The organism is Silvimonas terrae (genome assembly GCF_014202765.1).
GTDB classification, from domain to species: domain Bacteria; phylum Pseudomonadota; class Gammaproteobacteria; order Burkholderiales; family Chitinibacteraceae; genus Silvimonas; species Silvimonas terrae.
The window spans coordinates 148,526-167,592 of the sequence record NZ_JACHHN010000002.1; the positions used below are offsets into that span (position 1 = coordinate 148,526).

Below are 19,067 nucleotides of genomic sequence, written 5' to 3' on the forward strand. Positions count from 1 at the left end.
GCTATTGTTTCCCCAAGGCAATCCGGGCCGGTTTGTTGACCTGGATTGCCTGAAACGCTGCGTGGTGGCCGTTCTGGCCGTCGCGTAAGTCAGAATGGCGGTATTATTAGCCGACGGCAGCGCCACTTGCTGGTAGTTGCTATAGTTCGTGCTTCAGGTATCACATTCTGATTAAAAAATAAGTACGGGGAAACGAAACCATGATTCTTCACAAGTTCAAGAACCAGGCTGAGCTCGACCGCGTTGCGGCCGATCTGATGATGTCCGTTGTCCGTGGCCGCCCTAATGCGGTCCTCGGTATGGCGACCGGTGGCTCGCCGGTCGGTCTGTACCAGGAAATGGTCAAGAGCTACAAACAAGGCTTGATCAGTTTCAAGGAAGTACGCACGTTCAACCTGGATGAGTACGTGGGCCTGGCGGTCACGCATCCGGAGTCTTACCGCAGTTTCATGCAGCGCAACCTGTTCGACCATATTGATATCGACCTCAAAAACACGCATGTGCCCAACGGCAATGCGGCCGATATCGAAGCCGAATGCCGTCGTTACGACGAAGCGCTGTATCAGCAAGGCCCGGTGGATATGCAACTGCTGGGCATTGGCCATAACGGCCATATTGGTTTTAACGAGCCGGATACCACGCTTTCGCGCTTTACCCACAAGGTAACGCTCAAGGAAGATACTCGCGAAGCCAACAAGCGCTTCTTCAATTCGCTCGATGAAGTACCGACCCACGCAGTGACCATGGGTATGGGCTCTATCCTGCACGCCAAGTCCATCCTGCTGGTGGTCAAGGGCCAGGAAAAAGCCGAGATCCTCGATCGCACGCTCAATGGCCCGATTACCACGCAAGTGCCGGCAACCCTGTTGCAAACGCACCCGCGCGTGATCGTGCTGACCGATTGCGACGTGAACTACAAGCTCTCGCACAGCTGATTTTTTTCAAAATCGAGCCCGGTGTGAGCACGGCTGGTCAAGCATTGACCTGTCGGGCAAGCCGGGCTTTTTTATTTTTGGTGAAAACAAAGCATGAAGAAGATTCTGATTCTGCCCGGTGATGGCATTGGTCCCGAAATCATTGCCCAGGCCCGTCGTGTACTCGACGTGCTGCGCAAAGACGGTCTGGCGGTTGAAACCACCGAAGCCCCGCTCGGTGGTGCCGCGTATGACCAGTACGGCTCGCCGTACCCGGAGTTCACGCAAAAGCTGGCGCGCGAAGCCGATGCCGTACTGCTGGGCGCCGTGGGCGGCCCGCAATACGACACGCTGGATCGCCCGCTGCGTCCGGAGCGCGGTTTGCTGGCCATCCGCAAGGATCTGAATCTGTTTGCCAACCTGCGTCCGGCCATTTTGTACCCGGAACTGGCCAATGCCTCCACGCTCAAGCCGGAGGTGGTCTCTGGCCTGGATATCCTGATCGTGCGTGAACTGACGGGCGATATTTACTTTGGTCAGCCACGCGGCGTGCACGTCAACGAGGCCGGCGAGCGTGAGGGTTTCAACACCATGCGCTACGCGGAGAGCGAAATCCGCCGTATCGCCCATGTGGCGTTCCAGGCTGCGCAAAAGCGTAACAAGAAGCTGTGTTCGGTCGATAAGGCCAACGTGCTGGAAACCACCGAGTTCTGGAAAGAAATCGTCACAGAGGTGGCCAAAGAGTACCCGGACGTCCAGTTGACCCACATGTACGTCGATAACGCCGCCATGCAACTGGTGCGTAATCCCAAGCAGTTTGACGTGATGGTGACCGGTAATATCTTTGGTGACATCCTGTCTGATGAAGCCTCCATGCTGACCGGTTCCATTGGCATGCTGCCGTCCGCTTCGCTGGACCAGAACAAGAAGGGTTTGTACGAACCCAGCCATGGTTCTGCCCCGGATATCGCCGGCAAGAACCTGGCTAACCCGCTGGCGACAATTCTCTCGCTGGCCATGCTGGTGCGTTACAGCCTGAATGATGAGGCCGCCGCCACCCGTATTGAAAACGCGGTGAAGAAGGTATTGGCCGACGGTCTGCGCACGGGCGACATCTATGAAGAGGGCACCCGCAAGGTGTCTTGCTCGGAAATGGGCGACGCCGTGGTTGCCGCGTTGTAAAATACGCGATTGCTCGCAAAACAGGGTGCAGATGCGCCCTGTTTTGTTTTGTGGTGCGCCTGAGAAGGGCTGCAACACAATCCGAATTCAATCATGAGCAGACTCAATACTGATCGGGCCGCACGGAAAGGGCGCGCGACCCGGATGGCGTGTTATCACGCGCCGTCAGTCTGTCTGCCTGTCGCCCTGGAGAAATCATCATGTCCGCACCGTTGTCGCTCGCCATTCTTGGCGCTCATGGCCCCTTTGGTACCACCTTGCTGGAAGTCCTGGCCGAAAGCGCCGTATCCGTGAACGAAATCTACGCGCTGGCTGTGGCGGATGAAGGCTCGCTGGTATCGTTCCGCGGTGAAGACTACCCGGTGCTGGAAGTGGATGAATTTGACTGGTCGGCCGCACAAGTGGCTGTGTTTGCCGGTAGTCGCGAAGAATTAAAGAAGTACGCCCCCGCCGCCAAAGCTGCGGGCTGCCGCATGCTGGATGCCACCGCACCGCTGGCGGCGTTTGCCGTGTTGTCGCGCCCGTTGTCGGCGCTGACCGGGTTGTCGATTGCCCGCGCCCATGCCACCTTGCTGGAGTCGGCTTCGGCCCAGGGTCAGACTGGCGTGGAAACGCTCTCCAGGCAAACCCGCGCCTTGTATGCCAATGAAGAGATTGAAAATGGCGCGTTTCCCAAGCGTCTGGCATTCAACCTGTTTCCGCTGCCGCACGCGCAGTCCGAAAGCATCCGCAATGTGGTGAACCAGCAACTGGGGGCGCCGCTGCTCGATAGCGTGCAACGTATTCAGGCACCGCTGTTCTTTGGTCATGGCGCCACGCTGTCGATCCGCCTGATCCAGGACACCACGCGTGAGGCGGTCATTACCGCTTTGCGCGCCAATCCGGGCCTGTTTGTGCTGGATGTGGAAGGCCCGTCTGGCGTCGCCACGCCGCAAGACGTGATTGGTGCTGATCTGGTGTGGATCAGCAACGTAGATGTGAGTGAGGATGGTAAGACCGTGACGCTGTGGGCGGTGGTGGATAACGCTCGTCTGGGCGCACTGGCTGTCGTCGCGGAGTTGTTGTCGGCGTAAAATCGTCTGCTTTGGCGGGTGGGGGTGGTGCGCTGTTGTCGTGGCTTGTGTTAGCGCCTTCGGCGCGGGGTTGAAAGGCATTTGATACCCGCGGTGGCGGGAGCACCTTACTTTCTTTGCTTTGCCAAAGAAAGTAAGCAAAGAAAGGCGACCCCAGCCGGGCGGCCCTCCGGGCTTCCCTCAGTCGGTCGGGAGCCTAAGGTCTCCTATCCTCCTTCGGCGCTTGGCTTTAATGGGGGAGGAAAGTCAAAAACCACGGCAACCGCCACCCCGCAAATCAACGGCAAAAGCTAAATGCGCTGTACTCGTACTCCTCTGCCTCGTCATTCCCGCGAAGGCGGGAATCCAGCGGGGTCGAAACGGCCTGGTTACTGGCAAGAGCCAAATACATAAATCGCGTAGGGTGGATTCGGCGCGAAGCGACAATCCACCGTGTTGCCAGCCATCCTGGCTTTCAATTCAACTGTATTCAGGAATTCCCGCTGCATGCTGCCCAGTATTCATTCCCGCCTTGCAACCGAACTCGTCTGCCGCGAGGCGCAAGTGGCGTCTGCCGTCCAGCTGCTGGACGAAGGTGCGACCGTGCCGTTTATTGCCCGTTATCGTAAAGAAGTGACAGGTGGTCTGGATGACACTCAGTTGCGTAACCTGGAAGTGCGCCTGCGTTATCTGCGTGAACTGGAAGAACGCCGCGGTGCGGTGATATCCAGTGTTGAGGAACAAGGCAAACTTACGCCGGAACTGAAAGCGCAATTTCTGGATGCCGATAACAAACAGCGCCTCGAAGACTTGTATCTGCCGTACAAGCCCAAGCGCCGCACCCGCGCGCAGATTGCCAAAGAGGCGGGTCTGGAGCCGCTGGCGCAAGGTTTGCTGAGCGATCCAACCCAGAATCCGGAAAGCATCGCCGCCAGCTTTGTTGATGAAGGCAAAGGCGTGGCCGATACCAAGGCCGCGCTGGATGGCGCGCGCGCTATCCTGATGGAGCAGTTTGCCGAAGACCCGGAACTGGTGGGCCAGTTGCGTGAGCACGTGGCGGGCAAGGCGCATATCAAGACGCGTGTTGTCGAAGGTAAGGAAGAAGAGGGTGCCAAGTTCTCTGATTACTTTGAATACGATGAACCGTGGCGTGATGTGCCGTCGCACCGCGCACTGGCGGTACTGCGTGCACGTAACGAAGGGATTCTGACGCTGGCATTGCCGCTGCCGGAAGAACTGGATGACACCGTCAAGCCGACCGGCCCGGGTGTATGCGAACTGAAAATTGCCCGTCGCTTTGGCATCGAGAATCTGGGGCGTCCGGCAGACAAGTGGCTGCAAGACACGGTGCGCCTGACCTGGCGTGCCCGCATCGCGCTCAATCTGGAATCCGAACTGATTAACCAGTTGCGGGAGAAAGCCGAAGCCGAAGCGATCAAGGTGTTCGCCACCAACCTCAAAGACTTGTTGCTGGCGGCCCCGGCCGGTCCGCGCGCGACCATGGGTCTGGACCCCGGTTTGCGCACCGGCTGCAAAGTCGCGGTGGTCGACGCCACCGGCAAGTTGCTGGATACCGCCACCATTTACCCGCATGAACCGCGTAACCAATGGGATCAATCCATCGCCATTTGCGCGGCGCTGGCGGCCAAACACAAGGTGGAGCTCATTGCCATTGGTAATGGCACCGCCAGCCGTGAAACCGACAAGCTGGCCATTGAACTGATCAAAAAGTACCCGGAACTGCAAATGACCAAGCTGGTGGTGTCAGAGGCAGGTGCGTCCGTGTATTCGGCCTCTGAGCTGGCAGCCAAAGAGTTTCCGGAGCTGGATGTCTCGCTGCGTGGTGCGGTATCGATTGCGCGTCGGTTGCAAGACCCGCTGGCGGAGCTGGTCAAGATTGATCCCAAATCGATTGGCGTGGGCCAGTATCAGCACGACGTGAACCAGCTTGATCTGATGCGTTCGCTGGACGCCGTCGTGGAAGACTGCGTGAACGCGGTTGGGGTAGACGTGAATATGGCGTCGGTGGCGCTGTTGACGCGTATTTCTGGCCTGAACAGTACGCTGGCCGCCCAGATCGTCAATTACCGCGATGCCAATGGCGCGTTCCAGAACCGCAAGCAATTGCTCAAGGTGCCACGTCTGGGTGAGAAGACCTTTGAGCAAGCTGCCGGCTTCTTGCGTGTGATGGGGGGCGACAACCCGCTGGACCGTTCCGCGGTTCACCCGGAAGCCTATCCGGTGGTGGAAAAGATCATCGCCAAGGTGCAGAAAGAGGTCACCAGCCTGATGGGCGACGGCGGTTTCCTCAAGAAACTGAATGCGGCTGACTTTACGGATGAGCACTTTGGTCTGCCGACGGTGAAAGACATTCTGGCCGAACTGGAAAAACCAGGGCGCGACCCACGTCCCGAATTCAAGACGGCCAGTTTTGCCGAGGGCGTTGAAGCGATTGGCGACCTTAAAGTCGACATGATCCTGGAAGGCGTGGTCACCAACGTTGCCGCATTTGGGGCGTTTGTGGATATCGGTGTGCATCAGGATGGCCTGGTGCATATCTCTGCCATGAGCCACAAGTTCATCAAAGACCCGCGTGAAGTGGTGAAAGCGGGTGATGTGGTCAAGGTGAAGGTGCAAGAGGTGGATGTGAAGCGCAAACGTATTGCGCTGACCATGCGCCTGAACGAGGACAGCCGGCAGAAACCGGATGCCGGTGTGGCCGCACAGAGCATGAGCAAGGGCGAGCGCAAAGTGATGCAACGGCAGCCAGAGGCGCAGAACGCGATGGCCGCAGCGCTGGCCGGGCTCAAACTGCGCAAGTGAGTTGAGATCGGTTCTGTCTCGTGCGGTACCAACAACAACGCCGGCTTGATGCCGGCGTTGTTGTTTCAGACATGGACGTCCAGGGTCGGAGGCGGTCCGCTGGCTGAGTCTTGGTATTCGATGCCCATGGCACGACGTGTCCGCGCAGGTTGGGTCAGATGCCATAAGGGCGTATGCCAACCCTGGCCCAGGGCACGACGCAGTGCGTCCGGTGCCGTAGCAACCTGGGTGGTTTGGGGCAGGAGTGCTCCGTTGAGTGAGGGGCTGTAGAGATGCATCGCGCGAGGATGCAGTGCTTATGCCCTTGGGTTAATCAGGCGTGTCTGAAAGCGCGCTCCTGCCAGTCTGACCGTACAACTCAGAACACCAGCTTGACCAGTCCGAAGCCGGCGGCAACGCTGACCACCGAACACGCCAGCCCTGGCAGCATGAAACTGTGGTTGAGCAACCAGCGACCAATTCGGGTGGTTCCGGTCTGGTCAAAGTTGATGGCGGCAATGACCGTGGGGTAATTGGGGATGAAGAAATAGCCATTCTCGCTGGGGAACATGGCAATCAGCGCGGGGGCGGGTAAACCCAGTGCGATACCTAAGGGCATCAGCGCGCGGATGGTCGCCGCCTGCGAGTACAGCAGAATGGACATCACAAACAAGGCCAGCGCAAACAGCCATGGCACCTCGGTAATGATGGTTTTGATCTCGGCCGAGAACAACGCCATATTGGCCTGGATAAAAGTGTCGCCCATCCACGCAATACCAAAGATGCCAATGACGGCGGCTGCGCCGGCACGAAACACGCTGCCGCGCACCACCTTGTCGGCATCGACGCGCCCCAGTAGCAAAATCAGCGCGGCAGCAGACAGCATGATGATTTCAATGGCCGTGGGCATATCGAGCTTGACCAGCTGACCGCCAACTTGCCATTGCGGGCGCAGGCTATCCACAGAACCCAGCACCACGACCGACAGCGCGGCAAGCAGGAACACAATCACGGAGGTCACCGCAGAGCGCGGCAATGCGGGTCTGGATTCAGGGGGCTGGCTGGGCGAGATTTCGCCGGAGGCCAGCCGTGCCAGGTAAACCGGATCATCTGCCAGTTCTACGCCCAGCCGGCCAGCCACCAGCACCCCGGCAAAAACGCCCAGCAAGGTTGCCGGAATAGCGACCAGCAAAATCTGGCTCAGGCCCACCCCAGAGGGTGCCAGCATGGCCAGCAAGGTCACGGTTGCGGCTGAAATGGGGCTGGCGGTAATGCCCACCTGCGATGCGATGACGGCAATCGACAACGGGCGTTCTGGCCGCACGCCGGAATCCCGCGCAACCTCGGCAATCACTGGCAGTACGGAGTACGCGACGTGGCCGGTGCCCGCAAACAGGGTAAAGGTGTACGTCACCAAAGGCGCAAAGAGGGTGATGCGCTTGGGGTTGCGACGCAGCAGACGTTCAGCCACGCGGACCAGCCAGTCCATGCCACCCGCAGCCTGCAGGCAACCGGCCGCAGTAATGACGGACAGAATCATCAGCAGCACATCGATGGGGGCAGTGGTTGGGCGCAAATGAAACACAAAGGTCAGCAGAGCCAGGCCCAATCCACCCATCACACCCAGACCGACGCCACCCAGGCGCGCACCAATCAGAATTGCCGCGAGCACCACGGCAAGTTGCAAAGCAATCATTGTTTAATCCTGTAAAAACCCTGCTTGAACGACGCACATCGGGTAACGGCATTGTTCTTCGGCGTTCTTCATTATTGGCAATCAGTGCAAATCTGCCGATTGTGTCGTTGAGTGCGCCCGCGTGAACAGGCGGCAAGGTCTGAAAAGGCCGTGTGGCTTGTGCAAGACAGCGCATTTCCTGATGCGTGGTTTTCTTGCACTCGGTTAGAATCGCGCCCGAATATCGGATAACGTAAAACGACTGGGCAATGCCGGATAAAACGCATAGGGCAAGCATGAGAAGCATGCATAAAGTACTGGGACTATTGGCCGGATTGCTGTTCTCCGCAATGACACTGGCGGCAGATTTACCAGCGGCAACCGAAGCTTCTGCACCTCACGCCCGTCCCCGTATCGGGCTGGTGCTGGGTGGGGGTGGTGCGCGCGGGCTGGCCCATGTGGGCGTGCTCAAAGTGCTGGAAGAAAACCATATCCCGGTCGATTGCGTGGTCGGTACCAGCATCGGCGCGCTGGTTGGCGGCAGTTATGCGGCGGGGCAGACCGCAGACTCCATGATCAACCACTCCAGCAAGACTGACTGGAATGCGCTGTTTGAGGGCGGCTTGCCCCGTCAGCAGATGTCGTACCGGCAAAAGCAGGACGACAACATGCATCTGGCGCCCATTGACGTGGGCGTGCGCGACGATGGTTCGCTGGCTTTGCCCAAGTCAGCCATTGATACGCAGAAGATCGAGACCCTGTTGCGTGATCTGACCTATGGGGGCACCGCCAGGAATTTTGATGAACTCTCCGTACCATTTCGTGCCATTGCCACTGATCTGGAAACCGGTGAAATGGTGGTGCTGGGCGATGGGGATATCGTGACCGCCATGCGTGCCAGTATGGCGGTGCCGGGGGTATTCCCGCCGGTGGCGCGCAGTGAGCATTTGCTGGTGGATGGCGGTTTGTCCCGCAACCTGGCGGTAGATGTGGCGCGCAAGCTGTGTGCAGACGTGGTCATTGCCGTGGATGTGGCTTCACCGCCGCTCAAGCGTGACAACATCAACACCATTTTTGATGTGGCGGCGCAGTACACCCGTTTGATGATCGTGCAGAACCAGCGCCCGCAGATAGCCAGTCTGAAACAAGATGATGTGTTGATCACGCCGGCACTGGGCAATCTGGAAAGCACCGATTTTGCCAAGGCCCCAGACTTTTTTCTGGCCGGTGAAAAAGCAGCGCGCCAGCAATTGGTCAATCTGCAGCATTACGCCTTGCCCGCCGCCGACTATGAAAAATGGGAACAGGCGCGGGAAGAGCGCCGGCTGCAACCCAAGCCCATTGACAGTCTGCAGGTTGAGCGCCTGACCCGCGTGAACCCGGATGTCTTGAGCCGCAATGTGGACGTGGAGCTGGGCAAAAATCTGGATAGCACGGATTTTCATGATCAATTGTCGCGCCTGTACGCACGCGGAGATTTCTCCCAGCTTGATTACGAATTGCTGGACGACGGGGCTGGCCAGAAATTACGGCTGATCCCGGTGGAAAAAGACTGGGGTCCCAATTACTTCAATTTCGGTATTGCGCTGGGCACCGACTTTGAAAACGCCTCACCGTATGCATTGCTGGCGCGTTATCGGCGTACCTGGCTTAATCCGCTGGGGGCAGAAGCGTCCGTTTCTTTGCGGGCCGGCGATACCATGGCGTTGACCGGCGAGTTCTACCAGCCTTTGCAGATTGATGGTTATGCGTTCCTTGCGCCCAATTTTGCCATTCAATCCAGCCCGCTGGCGGTGTATGAAGGGGATACCGAAGTGGGGCAATTCCGCTTGTACAAACAACAAGCCGGCATTGATCTGGGTTCGGGATTCTCCCGTTATGGTGAGGCACGTATCGGGGTGATGGCCGAACACGGTCATGCCAGCGGCGTGGTGGGCGGCGTGTTGACCGGCGACGGGATTGTTTCTTTGCCGGATATCTACCAATACGATTATGGTCTGCGCGCCAGCGTCAGTTTCGATCAGCTGGATAACGCGGATTTCCCCAGCAGTGGCACGCAGTTTCATATGAGTGTTTATCAGGCGGTGAGCGGCGCGGCGGATTCGTCCAGTTACGGGCGCGCCTCAATCAACGCGCGGCAGGGTTTCTCGTTTGGCGAAACCAGCGGTTATGTGCTGGTCAAGGCACAGGCTACCCGCAATGGTGACAACGCGTTTATTGATACCGGCTGGCTGGGTGGTTTCCTGAATCTGTCCAGTTATCCATATCAAGGGCTGATTGGCGATAAATTTATCTATGGCCGCGTGGCGTTGTACCGGCCATTGCCGTTCCTGAATGCGGAGAGCAAGCGCACCATGATTGGTCTGGCGGGTGAATCCGGCAAAATGTATTCCTCGGCACTCGATGATGCAGAAGAGAAATGGCATTACTCCGGCGTTGGATTTATTGCCGTGGATTCATTCCTGGGGCCGCTTTATCTGGGCGCAGCGTATGGCGATAACCGGCAATGGCGTTATTACCTCACGCTGGGCAATCCTTTCTGAGAATGGGGGTTTGTGTTGCATAGCTGAAAACAATGTTACAGAGCAGCTTGCGTGAATCCGGCTTGAATTGACTACACTGGCAAGCGCTGCCCTGCCGGCAGATTGACCCAGGAGAATTCCCATGAGTTTCGTTCGTATTTCGCTGCTGGCTGTTGCGTTGTTGCTGTCCACCCAGGTGATGGCTGCCAATTCGCAACAGGACAAAATGAAGTCGTGTAATGCCGATGCAACGGCCAAGTCGCTGAGTGGTGACGCACGCAAGACCTTCATGAGCACGTGTCTGAAGGCCACTGCCAGTGCACCGGCCGCGTCCATGCCGGCCACCCAGCAAGAAAAAATGAAGACGTGTAATGCTGATGCCACCGGCCAGAATCTGAAGGGCGACGCCCGCAAGACCTTTATGAGCACCTGCCTGAAAAAATAAACCAGGCCGCGTGGTCGCAAAAAAAGGCAGCGAAAACGCTGCCTTTTTTCATGTCCGCTTTGTCCGTTTGATCAGGCCGCCGGGGGTGCGGATTCCCGTCCGGAGTGATACATGGTTGGTGCGCCAATCCAGCGTGAAACAAACCATGCCAGCGCGCAGGCCACCATGAGCGGCGCGACCACTTCATAATCGCGCGTCATTTCAAAGATCATGACAATGGCCATCAGCGGGGCCTGGGTGGCGCTGGCCAGAAACGCCCCCATCCCCAGCACAGCGTAGACCGTGGGACTAGCGGTCATCTGCCCGAACAGCGCGTGTGAGCCCATGCCAAACATCATGCCAACGGCGGCCCCCATGAACAGAGTGGGCGTAAACACGCCGCCCACTGCGCCTGAACCGATGCTGGCGCTGGTCGAGACTGCTTTGCAGGCCAGCAGGATCAGTACCATCTGCCACGGCCAGTGACCACGCAAAAGGTCGCTGACCACGCTGTAGCCATTACCCCAGACCTCGGGCCGCCACAGCGAAATCAAGCCAACCACCAGGCCACCCAGTGCCAGGGTGATGGGCAAGGGCAGATCAAGGCGGGCAAAACCGGCACGCGACAGATTCAGCAGTTTCAGAAAACACGGTGCCAACGCGCCACACAGCAGGCCCAGCGTGATGTAGCCGGGCATTTCCCACGGCGAGACAAAACCCAGTGGCGGAATTTCGAAAATCGGCGCAGCGTTCCACAGATGATGAAACAATTCATTGCCAATCACCGCCGCAATCAACAGTGGCCCCAGGGTGGGCATGGCAATGGACTCCAGCACAATCTCTGCCACAAACAGCGTGCCCGCCAGCGGTGCGTTATACGCGCACGCCATGCCGGATGCCGCGCCACACGCCACCAGCAAACGGCGCTCGCCAGTGGGCATGCGGGTGATCTGGCCGAGTAGCGATCCGCCCAGCGCAGCCAGTTGCACCATAGAGCCTTCCCGCCCCAGTGAGCCCCCCGACACAATACTCAACAGCGAGGAAAGACAGCGCACCAGACTGCCGCGTGCGCTGACATTGCCGCTGCCGACGGTGACGGCTTCCATATAATCAACCCGTGCCCGGCGCTGGGCATCGGTCAGTAGAAATTGCAACACCAACCCGGCCGCAAGACCGCCCACCGCAGGGAAGGCCACCCGCAGCCACGCCGGCAGCGAGCGGGCGGTTTCCACAAGGCCCCAGCCTTGCTGGCCGTTGATCAAGAACAGGCAAAGCGCGATGATCTCGCGGAACAACACCGTCGCCAGCGCGCCGCCCACGCCCGCCAGCGCGGACCACAGCAGCAACATGGCAACATGGCGGGAAGATGTGGGCATTCGCGGTATGATCGGCTTGCGCCATTCGTAAAGGTGCCCGCTACAATACAGGCATTCGGACGCGCGTTACAGGCGTCATTGGGTCTCGGGAGAAGTGCAGTGCGGGTTTTGCTGGTAGAAGACGACGTCATGATTGGCGAGGCAGTGCAGCAAGGGCTCAAGCCACTGGGTATGACAGTGGACTGGGCGCGGGACGGCGGCGAAGGCGAAACCGCGCTCAATTGCGGCGAGCATGAACTGGTGCTGCTGGATCTGTCCCTGCCACGCAAATCCGGCCTGCAATTGTTGCAAGGTATGCGCCGGCGGCAAGATGGCCGGCCAGTGCTGATCCTGACCGCGCGCGATACGGTGGAGAACCGCATTGAAGGGCTGGATGCCGGCGCGGATGACTACGTGGTCAAGCCGTTTGATCTGCACGAACTGGCTGCGCGCATCCGGGCGGTATTGCGGCGGCATGCCGGCCGGGTTGATCCGGTGATCGATCTGGGGGAACTGCGCGTTAACCCCGCCACGCGGGAGGTGACATTGAAAGGCCAGCCGGTGACCCTTTCTGCTCGTGAATACGCCTTGCTGGCTGCCCTGGCCGAGCGTCCGGGCGTGCCGCTCTCCCGCGCGCAACTGGAAGAGCGTCTGTATGGTTGGGGCGAAGAGATCGGCTCGAACACCGTAGAGGTCTATATCCATGCACTGCGGCGCAAGCTGGGCCCGGACTGGATCAAAAACCTGCGCGGCGTCGGTTATTTTGTGCCCAAGGCCGCCGCATGATTTCTATCCGCAAGCAATTGGTGGCCTCGCTGCTGGCGGTGCTGTGTGGTGCGATTGCGCTAGGTGCCGGCATCACCTTTTATCGTTCTCGCCAGGAAGCCAACGCGCTGTTTGACTACCAGTTACGCCAAATGGCCCTGGCGTTGCGTGATCAAAGCTTTTCCCGCGCGTTACCCGCGCCCTCCAATGACCGGAGCGACTTTGATTTTGTGATTCAGGTCTGGAACGAACGCGGCATCCGCATTTATATGTCCCACCCCAACCGCGTGCTGCCAGATCAGGCACAACTGGGATTCTCTACCGTAGAAACCCGCGACGGCACATGGCGGGCATTTTCGATTCCGCTGGCAGGAGAAGTAGTGCAGGTCGCGCAGCCCATGCGTATCCGCAACCAGCTGGCGCTGATGGCGGCCATTCGAACCTCCATGCCGTTTCTGGCCATGCTGCCCTTGCTGGCGGTGATCGGCTGGCTAGCCGTGGGGCGTGGCCTCAAGCCGCTGGAAGACCTGGCGGGGATGGTGGCCGCGCGCACGCCCACCGCACTGGAACCCATTGAAGACAAACGCGTGCCGGTGGAGGCGGGGGTGCTGGTCAATGCCATCAATATGTTGATGGGCAGATTGGGGCGCACGCTGGACGCGCAACGCACCTTTACCGCCGACGCCGCGCATGAATTGCGCACGCCCTTGACGGCGCTGCAATTGCAATTGCAGCTATTGGAACGCGCCACCAGCGATGAGGAGCGCCATACCGCGCTCAGATCACTGCAATCCGGGCTGAACCGTGCCACTCACGTGCTGCAGCAGTTGCTGACGCTGGCACGGGCTGAGCCGGATAACCGCAACCAGATACCCTCCGAGATTGATCTGGCAGAACTGGCCGGAGAAGTGCTGGCCGACCACCTGCCCCTGGCCGAGGCCGGGGAACTGGATATCGGCCTTGAGCCGGCTGCCAGCGCCGTGCATGTCACGGCTGACCGGGAGGCAGTACGCACGGTGTTTGCCAATCTGATCGGCAACGCCATCCGCTATACCCCCAAAGGCGGGCAGGTTGATGTGTCTACGCGCTTGAACGAACACGGTCAGCCGGTGTTCAAGGTGTGTGATAGCGGGCCGGGAATTCCCGCAGAAGAGCATGAACGGGTGTTCGATCGCTTTTACCGCCGTCCAGGGGTAACGGCTGCCGGAAGCGGTCTGGGCCTGGCAATCGTCAAAGCACTGGCCAGTAAAGAATCGGCGCGGGTTGTGCTGGGAAGTTCCCCGCTTGGGGGACTGGCGGTAGAGGTAATATTTACGCAAAAAAATCCGGTGACGTGAACATTCGTTCTGCCGTTTTAAGGCTTGCTTAAGTCCACGGGTTTTAATCTCCAATGCAACGGTCCACCAAGATGACTGCAAAGGAGCAACACCCATGAAGACACCTCGCACCTGGAAGACGTCGGCCATTGCTTTGGCACTGGCCGGGGTACTTGGCTTCTCCGTGGCTAAAATGAACACGCACTTGTTGCCGGAAGCGGTAGCCGGTGCGCAGCCTGTCGCCGCGCAAGCGGTGGCTGGCGTTGCAGCGCCCCAAATGGCGCTGCCCAATTTCAGTGACATCGTTGGCCGTTATGGCCCGGCGGTGGTCAACATCAGCGTGACGGCGCAGGTTAAAACCGCCAACCGCACGCAACAAGCGCCCGATCCGGACGATCCTTTCTACGATTTCTTCAAGCGGTTCGGTATTCCCAATCCGCAGGGCGGTGGGGAAGGTGATCAGGCGCAACGCATGCACGCATTGGGTTCCGGTTTCATCATCAGCCCGGATGGCCTGATCCTGACCAACGCCCATGTGGTGGCAGACGCCAGCGAAGTCACGGTCAAGCTGACCGACAAGCGTGAATTTACCGCCAAAGTGCTGGGCGCGGATAAAGCGACTGATATCGCCGTGTTGCGCATCAAGGCCGATAACCTGCCGACCGTAAAGCTGGGCGACCCGGCTGGCTCGCACGTGGGTGACTGGGTGCTGGCGATCGGCTCGCCATTCGGGTTTGAAAACTCGGCCACGGCCGGGATTATCTCCGCCAAGTCCCGCTCTTTGCCGGATGAGGGTTACACGCCATTTATCCAGACCGACGCGCCGATCAACCCAGGTAACTCTGGTGGTCCGCTATTCAATCTGAATGGCGAAGTGATTGGCATCAACTCCCAGATTTACTCGCGCAGCGGGGGGTTCCAGGGGTTGTCGTTCTCGATTCCGATCGACATTGCCCGCAATGTCGAGCAACAGATTGTGGCGCACGGCAAGGTCACGCGCGGTCGTCTGGGGATTTCCATCCAGGACGTAAACCAGGCGCTGGCTCAGTCGTTTGGTCTCAAGACCCCGACCGGCGCGCTGGTCAGCGGTGTCGAACCGGATAGCCCGGGCGCCAAGGCCGGCCTGAAGGCGGGCGATATTGTGCTCAAGCTCAACGGCAAGACGGTGGAAAATTCCAGCGAACTGCCGCCAGCAGTAGCGAACCTGGCACCGGGTGCCGATGCCGCGATGCAAGTGTGGCGCAACGGCAAAACAGTGGATATCACCGCCAAGGTGGGTGAAGCGAAAGACGCCAAGGTGGCCTCCGCCAATCCAGCCCAGGATCATGGCCGGTTGGGACTGGCAGTGCGTCCGCTCTCGCCGGATGAAAAGCAGGAATCCGGCATTGCGACGGGTCTGGTGGTCGAGCAGGTGGCGGGGCCCGCCGCACAGGCAGGTATTGAACCGGGTGACGTGGTGCTGGCAATCAATGGCACCAACGTGACCAATGCAGATCAATTGAAATCTCTGGTGGCCAAGGCCGGCGACCATGTTGCGCTGCTGGTGCAGCGTGGCGACGCCAGGATTTTTGTTCCGATCAATCTGGGTTGATCACCGGCGGCATCCGGTAGTCAGTCTGGTTTGATTGCGGGTTCGGCAGACCCCGCAACTGAAGTACGAAGTTTGATGTACCTGAAGTGTAATTGACTCTCCCTGATAAGCTCGGGGGCGTACCGCAAGGTCCGCCCCCTTCTTTTTTGACGCCTGCCTCATTGCCTAGCCGCGATACATATAATCCCGCGTCAGTGGTAAGCGGTTCATGTTCGGGCCGCCGGCCTTGACCGCCACAATCTGGTTCAGGGAAATCCAGTCATGCGTGAAGCCGTATGCGCAGCCCGCCAGATAAACCCGCCAGATCCGGTATTTTTGCTCTCCCGCCAGTTTGCGCATGCGTTCGCCATGCTCTTCAAAGCGCTCGGCCCAGTGTTTCAGCGTAAGGGCGTAATGGCGGCGCAGGTTTTCTACATCCAGCGGTTCCAGCCCGGCGGCGCACATTTCGCGCAGGGTGAGGCTGATGTGGGGGAGTTCGCCATCCGGAAATACATAACGGTCAATGAAGTCACCGCCGCCAAACGGTGTGTCGCCGGAGTTGACGTCCGTACTGGTGATGCCATGGTTCATGGCCACGCCGCCATCCACCAGCAAGTTGTGAATGCGGCGGAAATACCCTTCCAGGTTCTTGAGCCCCACGTGTTCAAACATGCCCACGCTGGTGACCCGATCAAACTGGCCGGTGACATCACGGTAGTCTTCCAGCCGTACTTCACAGCGATCGGCAATGCCTTCCCGGGCAATGCGCTCTTTCGCGTACTCGTACTGGTTTTGCGAGAGCGTGACCCCGACCGCGCGCGCGCCATACTGTTTGACTGCGCGGATCATCAGCGCACCCCAGCCGCAGCCAATATCCAGCAAGCGCTGGCCGGGCTGGATATTGATCTTGTTGAGGATGTGATCAATCTTCTGTTCTTGTGCCTGATCCAGGGTGTCGGCTTCCGAGCGGAAATAGGCGCAGGAATACACCATGTTCTTGTCTAGCCAGGCACTGTAGAACTCGTTGGACACATCGTAGTGATAGCTGATGGCGTTTTTGTCAGAGTCACGGGAGTGACGTCCGTTGCGGGCGCCAGGGCGGCTACTGTCGCCTTCAGCCGCGGCCAGTTGGGTGGCGATATCGACCACGTCCAGCACATGGCCTTCCAGATCGATCTCGCCTTCCACATAGGCTTTGCCCAGCGAGTCGAGCGTGGGGTTGATGACGTGACGCAAACTGCCTGCGGTATTGGCAATCAGCGTAACCCGGGGTTCCGGGTGCAAATCAAAGTGCTTACCGTTCCAGAGCTGCAGGCGCAGGGGAATGCCATGAGTGCGCATGCGACCGAGGAAATCTTCGAAAAGATGGTTCCAGGGCATATTGACCTCAGTTCAAGGTTGCAAATGATCCTACCGGCTTATCTATGTCAGCCTTGCCTTAAAATTAGAACATCAGGTCAAAATCACCAGAGATTGATTCAGTAAAAAACAGTTTCCATTGCGATGAACTGTGGCCTGGCGGGGTTTTTGCAGGGCAGGGCCTGGCTTTTGGCTGGCAGCCGGTTACAATCGCAAGCATTCGTGTTTTTCGGGTTTGTCATGAAGCCAGCTTGCAGTCAAAGCGTCGCGCTGTTGACCATGGTTCTGGTTCTGGCCGGATGTTCCTCTACACCGGTCAGCCGTCCGTCCCAACCCGCAGCCAGCCGGCCGGTCGATCGGAGCGTCAGCACGATCCAGGTGCCGTCTGAAGACCGTCAGGAAATCGTGCTGTACGCCTTGAGTTTGCTGGATGTGAACTATCAGTTTGGCGGTGCCAATCCGGAAGCCGGGCTCGATTGCAGCGGACTGGTGTACTTCATCTACAAGAATGCGCTGGGTGTAACGCTGCCGCACAACGCGGCTGAGATGGCGAGATTGGCGCGCCCGGTGGATCGGCAAAAGCTGCAGGCCGGGGATCTGGTGTTCTTTAATACCCTGGGCAAGCCGTATTCCCATGTTGGCGTTTACATTGGCGACAACAAGTTTGTGCACGCGCCATCCAGCCGTGGGCATATCAAGGTGGAGTCACTGAATTCGCCATGGTTTGCCGCACGTTTTGAAGGCGGGCGCTCGCTGATGGCCGTCAACTAGTCTGTTGCAAGGGTACAAACAAAAAGCACGCCATTGGCGTGCTTTTTGTTTGTCTGCGATCAGCAATCAGGCTTTGTCGCGGGTGATGGAGCCAGGGCGACTGCTGAGCTGGCCCGTATCCGAATACACCTGGGAGCCATCATTACGCTCTTGCACCAGATCGGCGACAAAACCATCGACCAGTTGCCGGCGGGTATCAATCAGCGAACCATTGCTGCGATTGATGGCAGCGGCCTGGCGGGCCTGTTCGCGCAGCGTATTCCAGGCGCTGGCGCCTTCTGGCAGGTTGGCTTCAAACCAGCGCTGCACATCCGCTTGATGGGTGGCAATGCCGTGTTCGGCAAACCAGGTTTCAACCAGGCGGGTGGTCTGCTCGGTATGGTTGGCCGCTGACTGCTTGGCTTGCAACAGGCCGCCAAGCTCGTCAATGCGGTTGTTGACGAGGCAATCTTGTTCCTGATGCAGCAGCGTGAGCAGCTCGGCCAGCGCGCTGGATGCATTCTGGATCAATTCAATAACGGATTGGGTTTGAACCACAGGCGTAGTCGCTACGAAGAAGGGAATCAAAAACGCGGGCGATGCAGCCGCGGCGGGCACTCGGGCCCGTGCCGCGGGCGTCACGATATTACTGGCTCAACAGGTCTTGCACGCTGGAAATCAGCTTGTCGGCAATGTTGTCAGCGCGCACGGTGAAGCGACCCTCGCTGATGGCTTGACGCAAGGATGCAACACGGTCGCTATCAAATACACTATTGTCGCTGCCGGTCTGGTCGGTCTGACCCAATTGCGCGGCAATGGGGTTGAGTGTGACGTTTTCCTGGGCAGCGCCTGCAGATTCTTGTGTCGATGCGGACTGACTGGCAGTCGAAGACGAACGACTGGCGTCGGAACGCGTAGGCGTCGGCAGGGATACTTTGCCAGATTGGTCTATTTTCATGGTTACCTTTCCCGCCCGCCGGTACGGCAGGCTGCGCATTAACGTTTATTATGCCAATTATCGGCAACGCACGTGGGAACTTTAGGGTTGATTGGGCCCGATTTGCGGCTTTGTCGCCCCGGTGGTTACGGTATATCCACCGATAACGCCTTGCGCAGGATCAAACTGGAGCATGCCTTAGCCCACTGGCGCATACCGGTCCGGGCAGACAGATGGCAGATTCTGCCGCAAAGAATGCAACGCGTGTGCAAACAGACGGCCCGCAAAGCCTTGGCATACAAGGGTTGTCCCGATTGTCATAAGGCACCTTGGGCCCGCTTTGCCACCTCTGAGGCGTGCCGTGCTTGGGGAGGGCAGAACGTTGCTGTATAGTTGCGTGATTTTTGGGTTCCGCCCCAGACCAAAAAAGCCGTCAAAGCCGCT

At 58.7% G+C, this 19,067-nt stretch carries 15 protein-coding genes; 10 read left to right on the forward strand and 5 right to left on the reverse strand.

What is annotated here, in order from left to right:
• The first annotated feature begins 200 nt into the window (after positions 1 to 200).
• The 4 genes from nagB (at position 201) to HNQ50_RS04950 (ending at position 5,971) form a co-directional block, all read left to right on the forward strand.
• Positions 201 to 935 (forward strand): glucosamine-6-phosphate deaminase, encoded by a 735-nt coding sequence (nagB, locus tag HNQ50_RS04935; RefSeq protein WP_184098225.1) that lies wholly within the window; start codon positions 201 to 203, stop codon positions 933 to 935.
• Positions 936 to 1,028: 93 nt separating this feature from the next.
• Positions 1,029 to 2,096, forward strand: a complete 1,068-nt coding sequence (gene leuB, locus HNQ50_RS04940; RefSeq protein WP_184098227.1) for a 3-isopropylmalate dehydrogenase — start codon at positions 1,029 to 1,031, stop codon at positions 2,094 to 2,096.
• Positions 2,097 to 2,296: 200 nt separating this feature from the next.
• The gene (locus HNQ50_RS04945; protein WP_184098229.1) at positions 2,297 to 3,169 is read left to right on the forward strand and encodes an Asd/ArgC dimerization domain-containing protein; all 873 of its coding nucleotides are present in this window, start codon (positions 2,297 to 2,299) and stop codon (positions 3,167 to 3,169) included.
• 486 nt (positions 3,170 to 3,655) lie between these two features.
• Positions 3,656 to 5,971, forward strand: a complete 2,316-nt coding sequence (locus HNQ50_RS04950) for a Tex family protein (protein ID WP_221303019.1) — start codon at positions 3,656 to 3,658, stop codon at positions 5,969 to 5,971.
• 358 nt (positions 5,972 to 6,329) lie between these two features.
• Here HNQ50_RS04950 and HNQ50_RS04955 read toward each other — a convergent pair whose 3' ends face one another.
• Positions 6,330 to 7,646 carry an anaerobic C4-dicarboxylate transporter family protein gene (locus HNQ50_RS04955; protein ID WP_184098231.1) on the reverse strand — a complete coding sequence of 439 codons (1,317 nt, stop codon included), beginning with the start codon at positions 7,644 to 7,646 and terminating at the stop codon, positions 6,330 to 6,332.
• Between the two features lie 284 nt (positions 7,647 to 7,930).
• Here HNQ50_RS04955 and HNQ50_RS04960 point away from each other — a divergent pair, with 284 nt between their 5' ends.
• Both HNQ50_RS04960 and HNQ50_RS04965 read left to right on the forward strand, forming a co-directional pair.
• Entirely contained in the window at positions 7,931 to 10,168 is a 2,238-nt protein-coding gene (locus tag HNQ50_RS04960; RefSeq protein WP_184098233.1) for a patatin-like phospholipase family protein, read from the forward strand.
• A gap of 121 nt (positions 10,169 to 10,289) precedes the next feature.
• Positions 10,290 to 10,592, forward strand: coding sequence for a PsiF family protein (locus tag HNQ50_RS04965; protein ID WP_184098235.1), 303 nt, complete (start codon positions 10,290 to 10,292; stop codon positions 10,590 to 10,592).
• A 71-nt stretch (positions 10,593 to 10,663) separates the two neighbouring features.
• Here HNQ50_RS04965 and HNQ50_RS04970 read toward each other — a convergent pair whose 3' ends face one another.
• A complete protein-coding gene (locus tag HNQ50_RS04970; RefSeq protein WP_184098237.1) occupies positions 10,664 to 11,947 on the reverse strand; it encodes a ClcB-like voltage-gated chloride channel protein in 1,284 nt (427 codons plus the stop codon).
• A 99-nt stretch (positions 11,948 to 12,046) separates the two neighbouring features.
• Between HNQ50_RS04970 and HNQ50_RS04975 the strand changes: the two genes are divergently transcribed.
• The 3 genes from HNQ50_RS04975 (at position 12,047) to HNQ50_RS04985 (ending at position 15,598) form a co-directional block, all read left to right on the forward strand.
• A complete protein-coding gene (locus HNQ50_RS04975) occupies positions 12,047 to 12,712 on the forward strand; it encodes a response regulator (RefSeq protein ID WP_184098239.1) in 666 nt (221 codons plus the stop codon).
• The gene (locus HNQ50_RS04980) at positions 12,709 to 14,028 is read left to right on the forward strand and encodes an ATP-binding protein (protein WP_184098241.1); all 1,320 of its coding nucleotides are present in this window, start codon (positions 12,709 to 12,711) and stop codon (positions 14,026 to 14,028) included. The genes HNQ50_RS04975 and HNQ50_RS04980 overlap by 4 nt, the downstream gene beginning before the upstream one ends.
• 94 nt (positions 14,029 to 14,122) lie before the next feature.
• Positions 14,123 to 15,598, forward strand: a complete 1,476-nt coding sequence (locus tag HNQ50_RS04985; RefSeq protein ID WP_184098243.1) for a DegQ family serine endoprotease — start codon at positions 14,123 to 14,125, stop codon at positions 15,596 to 15,598.
• A 165-nt stretch (positions 15,599 to 15,763) separates the two neighbouring features.
• Here the strand turns inward: HNQ50_RS04985 and HNQ50_RS04990 are convergent, their stop codons facing one another.
• Positions 15,764 to 16,957, reverse strand: coding sequence for a class I SAM-dependent methyltransferase (locus HNQ50_RS04990; RefSeq protein WP_184098245.1), 1,194 nt, complete (start codon positions 16,955 to 16,957; stop codon positions 15,764 to 15,766).
• 219 nt (positions 16,958 to 17,176) lie between these two features.
• Between HNQ50_RS04990 and HNQ50_RS04995 the strand changes: the two genes are divergently transcribed.
• Positions 17,177 to 17,707: a C40 family peptidase gene (locus tag HNQ50_RS04995; protein WP_246428590.1), complete on the forward strand. Its 531-nt coding sequence runs from the start codon at positions 17,177 to 17,179 to the stop codon at positions 17,705 to 17,707.
• A 66-nt stretch (positions 17,708 to 17,773) separates the two neighbouring features.
• Here the strand turns inward: HNQ50_RS04995 and HNQ50_RS05000 are convergent, their stop codons facing one another.
• Positions 17,774 to 18,244: a flagella synthesis protein FlgN gene (locus HNQ50_RS05000; RefSeq protein WP_184098247.1), complete on the reverse strand. Its 471-nt coding sequence runs from the start codon at positions 18,242 to 18,244 to the stop codon at positions 17,774 to 17,776.
• A gap of 88 nt (positions 18,245 to 18,332) precedes the next feature.
• Positions 18,333 to 18,644: a flagellar biosynthesis anti-sigma factor FlgM gene (flgM, locus tag HNQ50_RS05005; protein WP_184098249.1), complete on the reverse strand. Its 312-nt coding sequence runs from the start codon at positions 18,642 to 18,644 to the stop codon at positions 18,333 to 18,335.
• Between the last annotated feature and the right edge of the window lie 423 nt (positions 18,645 to 19,067).